Genomic DNA, 12,763 nt, shown 5'->3' with positions numbered 1-12,763 from the left:
ACCTGCCAGCTGCTGCGAACATACTCGGCGGCCACGGATCAGGTTATATGCGATAACTAAGCCTCATACTCTCAATGCACAAGATATCCTGCTCATCATCGGCCTATCGGCCAACCTGCCCACTATTGGTCTTATCAAGAGCGACTAAGATCTCGGCCGCGATCAAAGGCGCAAAATCTACTGGCGAGTGGACAGGCTGAGATCAGCGGCGTTTATCTAGCCACTAATACAGAGAATTTGCCGGCACCGAGAGGCCTGGCCAAGACTGACTGCGCGGCAGTGGACAACACGCATATTTACTTTTGACCTTTGCCCACAAGCTTTGCGACTTCTATTTTTATCCCAGCCATGAAGATGTCGATTTTGGCATTGGTCACCGCAACTGGCTCGGGCGGCACGGTGGTACCGTAGATATACTGGCGAATGCCGTCATAGACGATCGAACCGTGCAGACCCCAGTATAGCTCGAGCTCAGCGGGACTGACTGGCACTGTTGCAACTGATGGCAGGTCAAGCTCGTGCCGCACTTCGGCGCACAACACCAGCAGGATGCGTTCGCGCACCAACTTGAGATACCGCTGATTAAAGCCGACATTACGCATGCCGGCCTGGAAGAAGATGCGCATCCAGTCATGGTTCACGATGGTCGGATAGTATTCGGTATAAAACCGCTTCAACCGCGCCGCCACGGGCGTACTGCGATCCTCAATCCAGTCCTGCCACTCCGGATTCCAGCGATTGAGGTAGATTTCCTTGTAAACCCGATCGACCAGACCTTGCTTAGTCGGGAAATACCGGTAGAGCAGCGGCTGCGTGATATTCAGCCGCTTGGCGAGTTCGCGCGTCTGCCCGTCGAAGCCGACTTCCGCGAAAAACCTGATCGCTTCCGCCACAATCTGCTTTTCCCGCTCGTCAGGCAGCAGGCGCGAGCGCTTCGGGGACGTTTCTGCCTTCGGCTTTTTTCGTTTGTCTACCTTCGTCATTTTGCAGCGCACCTTCTGAATTCTTGTTTATCATATGATAAATAGTGTTGACTCGTCTTTATACGCTCGCCTAACGTTCCTCTCACCGGCCGCAGAGCCGTGACAGCCCGGACTTCATACACAATGCGGGCTGAGGGGGGAAACCGGTGAAGGCACCGCCGTTCGGTTATGTGAAGGCGCGCGAACTCGGCCAGGTCTTTGACCTGCTGGAGCAGCATGGCGATGAGGCAAAAATCCTGGCTGGCGGCCAGAGCCTGATCCCGTCGCTCAATCTGCGCCTCTCCCGCCCAACGCTGCTAATCGACATCAACGCCATCGCCGATCTGCAGGGCATCCGGGAAACCGCTGATACCGTCGTGGTCGGAGCGCTCACGACGCATGTGGCGCTGGAGAAATCTCCCATTATTTCCAGACACGTACAGCTGTTAGCAGCCGCGATGCCACATATCGCGCATCCCGCCATCCGCAACCGCGGCACCATTGGCGGCAGCCTGGCTTTCGCCGATCCCGCGGCCGAGCTGCCGGCCTGCGCGACGGCGCTGGACGCGACTTTCATCCTGAGAAACCGCGATCAGGAGCGTCGCGTCAAAGCCTCTGAGTTCTTTCATGGTCTGTTCGAGACTGATCTCAAGCCGGGCGAAATCCTCGCCGCCATCGAATTTCCCAAAGCAACTACCAGCCATCGCTTTGCGTTCTCAGAACTGGCGCGGCGCCATGGCGACTACGCGATGATCGGCCTGGCCGCAGCCTCGCCGCAGCTCGGCATGCTTCGGCTGGCTTATTTCGGTGTGGCGGACCGGCCCGTCTCCGCTGAACGCGCTGCCACCCACCTCATCCGCGATGGTGCAGCCGGTGTCGAAGCCGCCTGCGCCAGCCTGGCCGACGACCTTGAGTCCAGCGGCGACCTCAATGCCGGCCCGCAGACCAAGCTGCATCTGGCCGCGGTGTTGCTGCGCCGTGCCCTGCCCGCACTGCTACCTTCAGCCTAGAGAGTCCCATGGAGCAGCACGAGATCAGCGTCATTGTGAACGGACAGAAGCTGCGGCGCCGCGTGTCCGCGCGCCAGCATCTGATCGATTTCCTGCGTAACGAACTGAGCCTGACCGGCTCGCATCTCGGCTGCGAACACGGTGTCTGCGGTGCCTGCACGATTCAGGTGAACGGTACCGCCGTGCGCGGCTGCCTGATGCTGGCGGTGCAGGCTGACGGCGCCAAAGTGGAGACCATCGAAGGCCTGAGCGACAGCGGCGCCATCGCTGACCTGCAGGAGGCCTTCCACCAGTACAACGCGCTGCAATGCGGCTTCTGCACGCCGGGCATGCTGGCGACCGCCGCCGAACTGGTCGAGCTGCATCCCCATGCCGATCGAGAGGAAATCCGCGCGCATATCTCCGGCAACTACTGCCGCTGTACCGGCTATCACGCGATCGTCGATGCCATCGCCTTCGTGCTGGAAACTCGCCGGAATAAAGGCGGTGCCGCATGAGCAGCGCACCGCCGGTTTCTTTCTTCGACCGTCCCAACAGCTACATCGGCCGCACCGTCCCACGCCCGAATGTGAAGAAGCTACTGCAGGGTCGCGGCACCTATGTGGACGACATCACGCTGCCCCGCATGCTGCATGTGGTCTTCGTGCGCAGCCCGCACGCTCATGCCAAAATTGTCAGTATCGACCGCGCAGCCGCGCAGGAGATGCCAGGCGTGATTGCGGTCGTCACCGGGCCGGAGCTGGCCAAGGTGATCACCCCCTGGGTTGGCGTGCTGACCCATATGAAGGGGCTGAAATCCGCGCCGCAACATGCCATCGCCATCGACCGCGCCTGCTGGCAGGGGGAGGCCGTCGCCGCCGTGGTCGCCGAAACCCGGGCCGAAGCGGAAGATGCCGCCGAAATGGTCGTGGTGGAGTGGGAGGAACTGCCGGCCGTTGTCGACATGGAAGCAGCACTCGACGCCGGCACACCGGTCATCCATCCCGACCTGGGCGACAACCTGGCTTTCCGGCGCGAACTGGTAACTGGCGATGTAGATGGCGCCTTCGCTGCCGCCGATCATGTTTTCGAGGAAATCTTCCATACTGGTCGTCATACCGGCGTCTGCCTGGAGCCGCGCGCCGTATTGGCCGATTACCAGCCGGCCGAGGGCAAGCTGGTCGCCTATCAGGCGACGCAAGCGCCGCACATGATCCAGAACCTGCTAGCCAAGCATCTGAATCTCACCGAGTCCGATGTGCGTGTGGTGTGCAAGGATGTCGGCGGCTCGTTTGGCATCAAGGTACATATCTATCCCGACGAGATGGCGACCGCCGCACTCTCTGTGCTGCTGAAGCGCCCGGTGAAATTCATCGCCGACCGCCTCGAATCTTTCGTGACTGACATTCACGCCCGCGATCACCGTATCAAGGGCAGAATTGCGGTGAAGAATGACGGCGAAATCCTCGCCTTCGAGATCGACGACCGCACCGGCATCGGGCCTTACTCGGTCTATCCGCGCACCAGTGCGGTCGAGGCCAACCAGGTCGTCAACTTGGTTGGCGGACCCTACAAGCACAAGGCCTATCGCGCCGCCACCGAAGTGGTGTTCCAGAACAAGAACGTGACATGCCAGTATCGCGCAGTCGGGCATCCCATCGCCTGCGCGGTCACCGAAGGCCTGGTCGATCTGGCCGCGCGTAAACTGGGCATCGATCCGGCCGAAATCCGCCGGCGCAACCTGATCCCCGATGACGCCTATCCCTACACGGGCCTGGCCGGCCTGCCCTATGAAAGCTTGTCGCATCACGCCTCGCTCGAGAAACTGCTGAAGCTGATGGACTACGACGGCTTACGCACCGAACAGGCCGAGCTGCGCAAGCGCGGAATCTATCGTGGCATTGGCCTTGCCAGCTTCATCGAGGTCACCAATCCCTCAGCAGCCTTCTATGGCGTCGGCGGCGCGCGTATCTCGTCGCAGGATGGCTGCACCATCCGGCTCGATCCGACCGGAACCATCATCTGCGCCACCGGCGTCACCGAACAGGGCCAGGGCACCGAAGCGATGATCGCGCAGATCGCGGCCACCGCCGTCGGCGTCACCATGGAAAGGGTCCGCGTCATCACCGGCGATACCGATGCCACGCCCTATGGCGGCGGCACCTGGGCTTCGCGCGGCGCCGGCATCGGCGGCGAAGCGGCTTTGCAGGCCGGCAAGGCACTGCGGCAGAATATTCTCACCGTTGCCGCCGCCATGCTGCAGGCCGCGCCGGAAAGCCTGGATATCCGCAACGGGACCGTGGTGGACACCGATACCGGCGTGGAGCGCCTGCCGTTGGAAGAGATCGGCCGCGTCGTCTACTTCCGGCCGGATGCCTTGCCGAAAGGCCTGCAGCCTGAATTCGTGGTGACGCGGCATTACGTGCAAAAGGACTATCCCTTCGTCTTTACCAACGGCATCCAGGGATCCTATCTGGAAGTCGATACCGAGACTGGCTTCGTCACGCTACTCAAACATTGGTGCGTCGAGGATTGCGGCACCATCATCAATCCGCAGCTGGTCGACGAGCAGATTCGCGGTGGCGTCGTGCAAGGCCTGGGTGGCGCGCTGTACGAGCAGTGCATCTATGACGACCGCGGCCAGCTCGTGAACGGTTCGATGATCGACTACCTGGTACCGATGGCCGGCGAGATGCCGGATATCGTGGTTGGCCATGTCGTCTCGCCCACAGCCAGCTCCGAGCTTGGCGCCAAGGGCGCCGGCGAAGCCGGTACGGCCGGTGCACCGGGTGCCGTGATGAATGCGATCAACGACGCGCTGCAGCCGTTGAATGTTAGCCTGGCAGCACAGCCCTTTACACCTGAATCCATCCTCATGGCGCTCGGCAGGGTTAGCGCCAAGGTCGGATGATGTCTGAAGAGTACGGCTTAAACGGCAGATGAACTGTCGCAACATAAACCTGGTGGAGGAAACCATGACGAACACGCGTAATTCCAAGCGTCGCTCCGGCATGAGCCGGCGCGAAATTCTCGCCGCCGGTGCTGGCGGCGTTGCCCTTGCCGGCTTTACCCCGTCGCTGTTCTCGATCGCCAGAGCCCAGGCCGGCGCGATCAAGATCGGCTTCCCGGTGCCGCTGACAGGCCCGTTCGGCGCCGAGGCGAATGATCAGGTCAAGGCGGCCGAAATCGCCGTCAAGGAATTCAACGACGCTGGTGGCTTCCAGGGCCGGCTGGCCGAGTTGCTGGTGCGCGACGATAAGCTCAATCCCGGCGAAGCGGCGACCCGCACGCTGGAGCTAATCGAGAAGGACAAGGTCAACTACGTTGTCGGCTCGCTGTCGGCCGCTGTGCAGCTCTCGATCAACAACGTGACCAAAGAGCGCGGCGTGATCTTCAATTCGATCAGCCAGTCGGATGCGATCAACGAGGTGAAGGACTGGAGCAAGTTCACCTTCCACGAGGCGCTCAATCCGCACATGACTGCCGGGGCTGTCGGCCGCTATGCCTTCAGCAAGTTTGGCAAAAAGGTGGTTTATCTGACCGCCGATTATGCCTATGGCCATGAGATGGTGCGTGGCTTTGAATCGGCAGGTAAGCTGCTCGGTGCGCAGACGCTGGCAGATATCCGCCACCCAATCGGCGCCAACGACTATTCCGCCTTCCTGCCGCGCATCCAGTCGCTGCGCCCCGATGTGCTCTGCATCTGCAACTTCGGCCGCGACCAGGTGAATGCCGTGAAGCAGGCCACCGAATTCGGCCTGAAGGAAAAGATCAAGATCGTCGCACCCGTCCTGCTCTATACTGCCCGCGTAGCCGGCGGTCCGGAGATTTTCGAAGGCGTGGTCGGCGGTACTTCGTATTACTGGCGCCTGGAAGACACTGTTCCGACTGCCAAGGCGTTCAACGACAAGTTCCGCGCCGCCAATGGCGGGGCAGTTCCGTCCGATTACGGTGCGCTGGGCTATGCCGGCGTTCGCAGCGTACTCACCGCCGTCAAGAATGCTGGCACCACCGATACCGCCAAGGTCGTGGATGCCATGCGGAGCCTGAAATACGACTTCTACAAGGGCCCGCAGTATTACCGTGGCTGCGACCATCAGTCGGTCCAGTCGGTTCTCGTAATCGAATCGAAGAGCAAGGACATGAAGGACAAGAACGACGTGTTCAGTATCGTTGGGGTCGAGAATCCCGATGAGAAGAATCTGCGCTCCTGTGCCGATCTTGGCCACAAAGCCTGAGTGATTGCCGAGCGTCACGCCATAACGAAGGACTGGTAATGTCTGGTCTCACTCTTGAATTACTATTGTTACAAATCGTCACTGGCGTGGCGCTCGGCTCAGTCTTTGTTCTTCTGGCCATCGGCCTGTCGCTGATCTTTGGCATGCTGACTATCGTCAACTTTGCCCATGGCGCCTTTTACATGGTCGGCGCCTATATGGGCGTCTTCCTCTATGGCCTGACCAAAAACTTCTGGATCTGCCTCGTCCTCGTCCCGCTGGCCGTGGGCACCATCGGCCTAGTGGTTGAACGCTTCCTGGTCCGGCCGCTCTATGGCCGCAATATCGACGATCCCCTGCTGCTGACCTTCGGCCTAGGCTACGTCTTTATTGAAAGCATCCGTATTCTCTTCGGTCTGAACGGCATTCCCTTCAGCACACCGGCCGGTCTGCGTGGCGCAGTCGATATCGGTATCGGCTATTTTCCGCTTTACCGCCTGTTCCTGATCGGCGCGACGGGCATGCTGGTGCTGGGCCTTTGGCTGTTCATCGAGAAGACCAAGTTCGGCCTGATCATCCGCGCCGGTGCGCGCGACCCCGAAATCCTGAAAGTGCTCGGCATCGATGTGTCGAAAATCTGGCTGCTAGTCTTCGGCATCGGCACCGGCATCGCCGGCCTGTCCGGCATCCTGGCCGCACCGCTGCAGGCCGTGACCCCTGAAATGGGCATCCCGGTGCTGGCCGAGGCCTTCGTCGTTACCGTGGTCGGCGGCATGGGCTCGCTGATTGGCGCCGTCACCGCCGGGCTGATGGTCGGCATCGTCGTCGCCATGACGTCCCTGTTCATGCCGGAAATGGCCAAGGTCTCGATCTTCCTGCTGATGGCACTGGTGCTGCTGGTTCGTCCGCAAGGCCTGTTCGGCCGCGCCGGGCTGATGGGCTGAACCATGACCACGAATACGGCCGCCTCTCTCATTGCCTTCGGCAAACGCCATCGCGCCGCATTAGCCATCGGCTTCCTGCTGATCTTCCCTTGGCTGATGCCTTATGAAGCGCTGGCGGTGAACATCCTCGTGCTCGGCCTATACGCGGTCGGGTTCAACCTGCTGTTCGGCTATACTGGGCTGCTCTCCTTCGGCCATGCCGCCTTCCTTGGTTCGGGCGCCTATGGCTGCGGTATCGCGCTGGTGCATTTCGGTGTGCCATGGTTCGCCTCGATCCTGATCGGCGTGCTGGTGTCGGTGTTCTTCGCGGCGATCATGGGCTTCCTAGCGATCCGCACGCGCGGCATCTACTTCGCCATGGTGACACTGGCGCTGTCGCAATGCGTCTACTACCTCTTCTATCAGGCGGTGAACCTGACCGGCGGCGAGAACGGCCTGCGCGGCATCAACCTCTCGGAAATCGGCATCCTCGGCTTCAGCGTCAACTTCCTGAACCCGACCACGAAGTATTACGTCATCCTGGCCTTCGTCGCCTTTGCGCTCTGGCTGTTCTCCCGACTCCTAGCTTCGCCGTTCGGTGCAGTGCTGGAGGCGATCCGCGAGAATGAAAGCCGTGCACGCGCCTGCGGCTATGACGTGGCACGGGTCAAGTTCATTGCCTTCGTCATCTCGGGTGCCTTCTGCGGCCTGGCCGGCGCGCTGAAAGCGCTGCATCTCTCCATTGTGCCGATCGAGACCCTGCATTACCTGACCTCGGGCCAGGTGGTGATGATGGCGCTGCTCGGTGGTATGAACACCTTCTTCGGGCCCTTCGTCGGCGCCGCCGCCTTCCTACTGCTGGAAGACGTGCTGACCACGATGACCAGTCATTGGCAGCTCGTGCTCGGTGCGGTCTTCGTGATCTTCGTGCTGTTCTTCCCTAAAGGCATCTGGGGCTCGGCACTGGCCTGGATGGTGCGGAAATGAGCGAGATCATTCTGGCGACCCGCAATGTCGGCAAAACCTTTGGCGGCTTCGTTGCGCTCAAGGACATTTCCATCGAATTCGAACGCGGCAAACTGACCGCGATCATCGGGCCCAATGGCGCAGGCAAGAGCACCTATTTCAACATTCTGTCCGGCGCCTTCCCACCCACCACCGGCCAGCTGCTGTTCCAGGGTCGCGACATCTCGGCCCTGCCGCAGCATAAATTCGCCAACTACGGCATAGCCAAGTCATTCCAGATCACCAACGTCTTCCCGAAGCTGTCAGCCTTCGAGAATGTGCGCGTCGCCGTGCAGGCTCGCAAAGTCGGTCTCAATCCGTGGCGCAATCGTGACGGCTATGCCGAGGTGAACCGCCGGGCGCATGAACTGCTGGCCCTTGTCGGCCTGGAAGCGCGCGCCGATCGCACGGCGCAAGACATGGCGCATGGCGAGCAGCGCGCGCTGGAAATCGCCATGGCGCTGGCCGCCGAACCGGTGCTGCTGCTGCTCGATGAACCGACCGCCGGCATGTCGCCCGAGGAAACCCGGGTGATGATGGACCTGATCCAGCGCCTGAGCCGCGACCGCACCATCATCCTGGTCGAACACAAGATGAAATTGGTGATGGGTATCTGCGAACGTATCATCGTGCTGCATCATGGCGAGCTGCTGGCCGATGGCACGCCGGATGAGGTGCGAACCAATGCCGAGGTCAAGCGGGTCTATCTCGGACAGGGGCGCCACTGATGCTGAAGATCGCCAACCTGTCGGCCTGGTACGGCCACAGCCACATCCTTCAGGGCATCTCGCTGGAGGTGAAACGCGGCGAGATCGTCACCCTGATCGGCCGCAACGGTGCCGGCAAGACCACTACCTTGCGCAGCATCATGGGCCTGGTGCCTAAGCGGCAGGGCAGCGTGGTCTTCGACGGCGCAGAAATCCTGTCCGAACCCGCGCACAAACGCTTTCACCGCGGTCTGGCCTATGTGCCCGAGGAGCGCCGCATCGTTCCCGGCCTGAGCGTGCTGGAGAACCTGCGCCTTGGCATCATTGGCAGCGCCAGCCGGTCGAAGGAAAATGAACGCATCGACGTGATCGCCGAGACCTTTCCGCGCCTGAAGCAGCGTCTGACGCAGGAAGCCATCACCATGTCGGGCGGCGAGCAGCAGATGCTGGCGATTGCCCGCGCCATGATGGCCGAGCCACAGATGATCCTGCTGGACGAGCCTTCGGAAGGCATCATGCCGATCCTGGTGGATGAGATGTTCGAGCTGTTCCGGACCATGAAGGCGGCCGGCACCACGATCATGCTGGTGGAACAGAATGTCGAACTGGCGCTCGGGATTTCCGACCGTGCCTATATCATGGACCAGGGCGAGATTGTGTATCACGACACCGCCGCCGCCCTGCTGGCCGACAAGGCCATGCAGGAACGTTACTGCGCTGTCTAAGCACGGGAGGATACGACAATGGGCATCAACCGGCTGGCGCATTATTCGATCCGTACGACCGACCTCGAAGCCTCGCGGGCTTTCTATACCGACATCCTGGGTCTTCGCGTCGGCTTCCGGCCGGAATTCAAATTCCCCGGCATCTGGCTCTATATGGGCGACGATGACGACAAGGAGTACGGCACCGTCCATATCATCGGCATCGACCCGAATGATCCCCAGGGCCTGATCGACTATCTCGGCGACAAGCCGCTCGACAGCCTGCAGGGTACCGGCACGGTCGACCACATCGCCTTCACCGCGACCGGTCTGGCGGCGATGCGCAAGAACCTGAATGCCCGCGGGCTGGATTTCTTCGAACGCACGGTGCCCTCGCTCGGCCTGCATCAACTGTTCCTGACCGATCCCTCCGGCGTAACCATCGAACTGAATTATCCGGCCGCCGAAGCCGGAGCGTGATCCGGTGCGCCGCGCGCTGATTGCCGGCGGCTCGCTGGGTGGCCTGCTGGCGGCCAACATGCTGCATCGTGCCGGTTGGGACGTGGTGGTGCTGGAACGGGCGAATACCTCTCTGTCCGGCCGTGGCGCCGGTATCGTCACGCATCCCGAACTCTTCGACTGCCTTGAAGTCGCAGGCCTGACGATTGATGACAAGATCGGCGTGCCGGTGCCCGGCCGCGTCACCCTGGGCCGCAACGGCGCGGTGCTGCAGGAAAGCACGCTGCCGCAAATCCTCACCGCCTGGGGCCGGCTGTATCATTTGCTCAAGGCGGCGCTGCCGGCCGATCTCTACCGCTTCGGTGCGGGCTTGCGCAGTTTCGAGCAGGACAATGCCGGTGTGGCGATCACACTGGCCGACGGGTCGCAGCAGCGTGGCGACATCCTGATCGGCGCCGATGGCATCCGCTCGACCGTACGACAATCTCTTCTGCCGCAGGTGCGACCGAGCTATGCCGGCTATGTCGCCTGGCGCGGGCTGACCGATGAAGCCGTGCTGTCGCCGGCGACGCATGGCGCGCTCTTCGAACGCTTCGCCTTCTGCCTGCCGCCCGGCGAGCAGATGCTGGGCTATCCCGTGGCCGGCATCGGCGACAATCTTTCGCCGGGCCATCGCCGTTTCAATTTCGTCTGGTATCGCCCAGCTGATGAACAGACTCAGCTGCCCGATCTGCTAACCGACGCACAGGGCCGCCGGCATGAGGACGGTATCCCGCCGCAGCTGATCCGCGCCGATGTGCAGCAGGCCATGCTGCGCGCGGCCGATGCGGTGCTGGCGCCGCAGTTTGCCGAGATCGTGCACAAGGCGACACAGCCGATGGTGCAGCCGATCTACGATCTTGAGTCGCCGCAGCTGGCCTTTGGCCGCGTCGCGTTGCTCGGCGATGCCGCCTTTGTGGCGCGGCCGCATTGCGGCATGGGCGTGACCAAGGCAGCGGCCGATGCGCGTGCCCTGACCGAGGCGCTCACCGCGTCGCCGGATGATCCGGTGCAGGCACTGAAAGCCTACGACAGCAAACGGCAACCGATCGGACAGTTTATCGTCGGCCATGCCCGCAGCCTGGGCGCCTATATGCAGGCGCAGATCCTCACACCCGAGGAACGCCAGATGGCGGAACGCTACCGCTCTGTCGAAGCCGTGATGCGCGAAACCGCCGTCTCCCCGGCCCTTCATTAAGGACACGACCAGATGCAAATGGCAGGCGACGTCAGCATTGCCGCGGACCGGCAGCATGTATGGAATGCGCTCAACGACGCGGATGTGCTGCGGCAATGCATTCCTGGCTGCGAGAGCGTGACGCGCGAGCCCGGCAATGTGCTGCTCGCGAAAGTCACCGCCAAGATCGGCCCGATCAAGGCTGGCTTTTCCGGCAAGGTGACGCTGTCGGATCTCGACCCGCCGAATTCCTACGTCATCTCCGGCGAAGGCAGCGGCGGCGCGGCCGGCTTTGCCAAGGGAAGCGCGGCGGTGAAACTGACCACGGTCGGCGATGCTACCCAGTTGAACTATCAGGTCGAGGCGGCCGTCGGCGGCAAGCTGGCGCAGATCGGCGCGCGGCTGATCGATACGACGGCGAAAAAAATGGCCGAGGACTTTTTCCGGAAATTTGTCGAGATCGCCGAAAGCACATCGCCGACAAAGCCGACAGTCGAAACGCCTGTGGCTGTACCTCCCACGAAACCGGCACAGAACAGCCGCCTCCTCGTTATCGCCGCTGTAGTGGTGCTGGCCATTGCGGCAGCATTCTACCTTTCGCTCTAGTCCGCCGGCAAGAAACGTGCACGTTCCTCGCGAAAACGACGGGTGAGGAATTCGCGGCAGGTGACAATCCGGCGCACGCCGGCCGATTCCGGATGGCTCAGCAGATAGTAACTGCGGCGGAACGACACCTCGGGCAGCACACGCACCAGGCCGGCCTCACCATTGACCGCAAAGTCATGCAGAATGCCGATACCGGTGCCAGCCCGCACCGCTTCGAGCTGGCCGACCACGCTGGCGCAACGAAATTTGCGGCCCGGCATTTTCTCCAGCAGCGCGCCGTAATCCAGTGCCGCGGAATAGGCCATATCCTCGACGCCGGCGACCAGCACATGCTGTGCCAGCCCGGCTTCATCTGCAGGAGCGCCTTCGCGCTCAAGATAATCGCGCGCGGCATAAAGCCCGAGTGAGTATTCGGCGAGGCGTGACACCACCAGGCGGCCATCGGCCGGCGGTTCGAGCACGATGGCCAGATCGGCCTCGCGGCGCGACAGCGAGAAGATCCGCGGCAGCGGCACCAGCTCGACCACTAGTCCGGGATGCAGCGCCACCAGCGCGCCAAGCTCGGCGGCGAGGAAGCAGTTGCCCAGACCGTCCGGCGCGCCGATCCGCACGGTGCCCGCAACTTCGGCCGTCACGTCGCGCAGCTCTTCGGAAATGCCGAGCACGGCTGTCTCGAGCCGCTCTGCCACCTCCAGCAGGCGTTCGCCTGCCGCCGTGGGCAGCGAACCGGCCGGCCGGCGCACGAAGAGCTGCGCGCCGAGTGATTCCTCCAGGGCATCCAGCCGCCGCGACACCGTGGCGTGGTTCAGCCCGAGTTTTTTGCCTGCTGACAGCAGCTGGCCCTCACGGGCGACTGCCAGAAAAACCCTCAGATGATCCCAGTCCATTGACGCCGAGCCATTACTTTAATTTATGCACAATGATTTAGCATAATTTCGTATTGATGTGCATTTCTTAAAGCTGAAACACTCGGGC

The 12,763-nt window shown here is 61.9% G+C and carries 13 protein-coding genes; 11 read left to right on the top strand and 2 right to left on the bottom strand.

What is annotated here, in order from left to right; all coding sequences use genetic code 11:
• Positions 1–296: 296 nt before the first annotated feature.
• Complete coding sequence (locus CTR53_RS09660; RefSeq protein ID WP_290812059.1) at positions 297–983, bottom strand: TetR/AcrR family transcriptional regulator; 687 nt, start codon at positions 981–983, stop codon at positions 297–299.
• A gap of 146 nt (positions 984–1,129) precedes the next feature.
• On the opposite strand from CTR53_RS09660, the gene CTR53_RS09655 reads away from it, so the two are divergent.
• From CTR53_RS09655 to CTR53_RS09605, 11 genes are all read left to right on the top strand, one after another.
• Positions 1,130–1,972: an FAD binding domain-containing protein gene (locus tag CTR53_RS09655; protein WP_290812057.1), complete on the top strand. Its 843-nt coding sequence runs from the start codon at positions 1,130–1,132 to the stop codon at positions 1,970–1,972.
• An 8-nt stretch (positions 1,973–1,980) separates the two neighbouring features.
• Positions 1,981–2,469, top strand: coding sequence for a (2Fe-2S)-binding protein (locus CTR53_RS09650; RefSeq protein ID WP_290812055.1), 489 nt, complete (start codon positions 1,981–1,983; stop codon positions 2,467–2,469).
• Positions 2,466–4,862, top strand: coding sequence for a xanthine dehydrogenase family protein molybdopterin-binding subunit (locus CTR53_RS09645; protein WP_290812052.1), 2,397 nt, complete (start codon positions 2,466–2,468; stop codon positions 4,860–4,862). Before CTR53_RS09650 ends, CTR53_RS09645 begins: the two co-directional genes overlap by 4 nt.
• Before the next feature lie 64 nt (positions 4,863–4,926).
• Entirely contained in the window at positions 4,927–6,189 is a 1,263-nt protein-coding gene (locus tag CTR53_RS09640) for an ABC transporter substrate-binding protein (RefSeq protein ID WP_290812049.1), read from the top strand.
• Positions 6,190–6,227: 38 nt separating this feature from the next.
• Positions 6,228–7,112 (top strand): branched-chain amino acid ABC transporter permease, encoded by an 885-nt coding sequence (locus tag CTR53_RS09635; protein ID WP_290812046.1) that lies wholly within the window; start codon positions 6,228–6,230, stop codon positions 7,110–7,112.
• 3 nt (positions 7,113–7,115) lie between these two features.
• Positions 7,116–8,078 (top strand): branched-chain amino acid ABC transporter permease, encoded by a 963-nt coding sequence (locus CTR53_RS09630; protein ID WP_290812044.1) that lies wholly within the window; start codon positions 7,116–7,118, stop codon positions 8,076–8,078.
• Positions 8,075–8,824: an ABC transporter ATP-binding protein gene (locus tag CTR53_RS09625; RefSeq protein WP_290812041.1), complete on the top strand. Its 750-nt coding sequence runs from the start codon at positions 8,075–8,077 to the stop codon at positions 8,822–8,824. The genes CTR53_RS09630 and CTR53_RS09625 overlap by 4 nt, the downstream gene beginning before the upstream one ends.
• On the top strand, positions 8,824–9,528 hold the full coding sequence (locus CTR53_RS09620; RefSeq protein WP_290812038.1) for an ABC transporter ATP-binding protein: 705 nt from the start codon (positions 8,824–8,826) through the stop codon (positions 9,526–9,528). Before CTR53_RS09625 ends, CTR53_RS09620 begins: the two co-directional genes overlap by 1 nt.
• An 18-nt stretch (positions 9,529–9,546) precedes the next feature.
• Positions 9,547–9,987, top strand: coding sequence for a VOC family protein (locus tag CTR53_RS09615; RefSeq protein ID WP_290812035.1), 441 nt, complete (start codon positions 9,547–9,549; stop codon positions 9,985–9,987).
• A 4-nt stretch (positions 9,988–9,991) separates the two neighbouring features.
• On the top strand, positions 9,992–11,203 hold the full coding sequence (locus CTR53_RS09610) for an FAD binding domain-containing protein (RefSeq protein WP_290812032.1): 1,212 nt from the start codon (positions 9,992–9,994) through the stop codon (positions 11,201–11,203).
• Positions 11,204–11,221: 18 nt separating this feature from the next.
• The gene (locus tag CTR53_RS09605; RefSeq protein WP_290812031.1) at positions 11,222–11,788 is read left to right on the top strand and encodes a carbon monoxide dehydrogenase subunit G; all 567 of its coding nucleotides are present in this window, start codon (positions 11,222–11,224) and stop codon (positions 11,786–11,788) included.
• Here the strand turns inward: CTR53_RS09605 and CTR53_RS09600 are convergent.
• A complete protein-coding gene (locus CTR53_RS09600) occupies positions 11,785–12,675 on the bottom strand; it encodes a LysR family transcriptional regulator (RefSeq protein ID WP_290812029.1) in 891 nt (296 codons plus the stop codon). The genes CTR53_RS09605 and CTR53_RS09600 overlap by 4 nt on opposite strands.
• Between the last annotated feature and the right edge of the window lie 88 nt (positions 12,676–12,763).

This window comes from Ferrovibrio sp., assembly GCF_002796975.1.
Classification (GTDB): domain Bacteria; phylum Pseudomonadota; class Alphaproteobacteria; order Ferrovibrionales; family Ferrovibrionaceae; genus Ferrovibrio.
Note: the sequence above shows the minus strand (reverse complement) of the source record. Positions and strands in the feature narration are given on the sequence as shown.

Bases quoted from the DNA above. Each gene is read 5' to 3' on its own strand.
- CTR53_RS09615 (WP_290812035.1), top strand. From the start codon at position 9,547: ATGGGCATCAACCGGCTGGCGCATTATTCGATCCGTACGACCGACCTC.
- CTR53_RS09630 (WP_290812044.1), top strand. From the start codon at position 7,116: ATGACCACGAATACGGCCGCCTCTCTCATTGCCTTCGGCAAACGCCAT.
- CTR53_RS09605 (WP_290812031.1), top strand. From the start codon at position 11,222: ATGGCAGGCGACGTCAGCATTGCCGCGGACCGGCAGCATGTATGGAAT.
- CTR53_RS09645 (WP_290812052.1), top strand. From the start codon at position 2,466: ATGAGCAGCGCACCGCCGGTTTCTTTCTTCGACCGTCCCAACAGCTAC.
- CTR53_RS09660 (WP_290812059.1), bottom strand. From the start codon at position 983: ATGACGAAGGTAGACAAACGAAAAAAGCCGAAGGCAGAAACGTCCCCG.
- CTR53_RS09635 (WP_290812046.1), top strand. From the start codon at position 6,228: ATGTCTGGTCTCACTCTTGAATTACTATTGTTACAAATCGTCACTGGC.
- CTR53_RS09640 (WP_290812049.1), top strand. From the start codon at position 4,927: ATGACGAACACGCGTAATTCCAAGCGTCGCTCCGGCATGAGCCGGCGC.
- CTR53_RS09620 (WP_290812038.1), top strand. From the start codon at position 8,824: ATGCTGAAGATCGCCAACCTGTCGGCCTGGTACGGCCACAGCCACATC.
- CTR53_RS09625 (WP_290812041.1), top strand. From the start codon at position 8,075: ATGAGCGAGATCATTCTGGCGACCCGCAATGTCGGCAAAACCTTTGGC.
- CTR53_RS09600 (WP_290812029.1), bottom strand. From the start codon at position 12,675: ATGGACTGGGATCATCTGAGGGTTTTTCTGGCAGTCGCCCGTGAGGGC.
- CTR53_RS09650 (WP_290812055.1), top strand. From the start codon at position 1,981: ATGGAGCAGCACGAGATCAGCGTCATTGTGAACGGACAGAAGCTGCGG.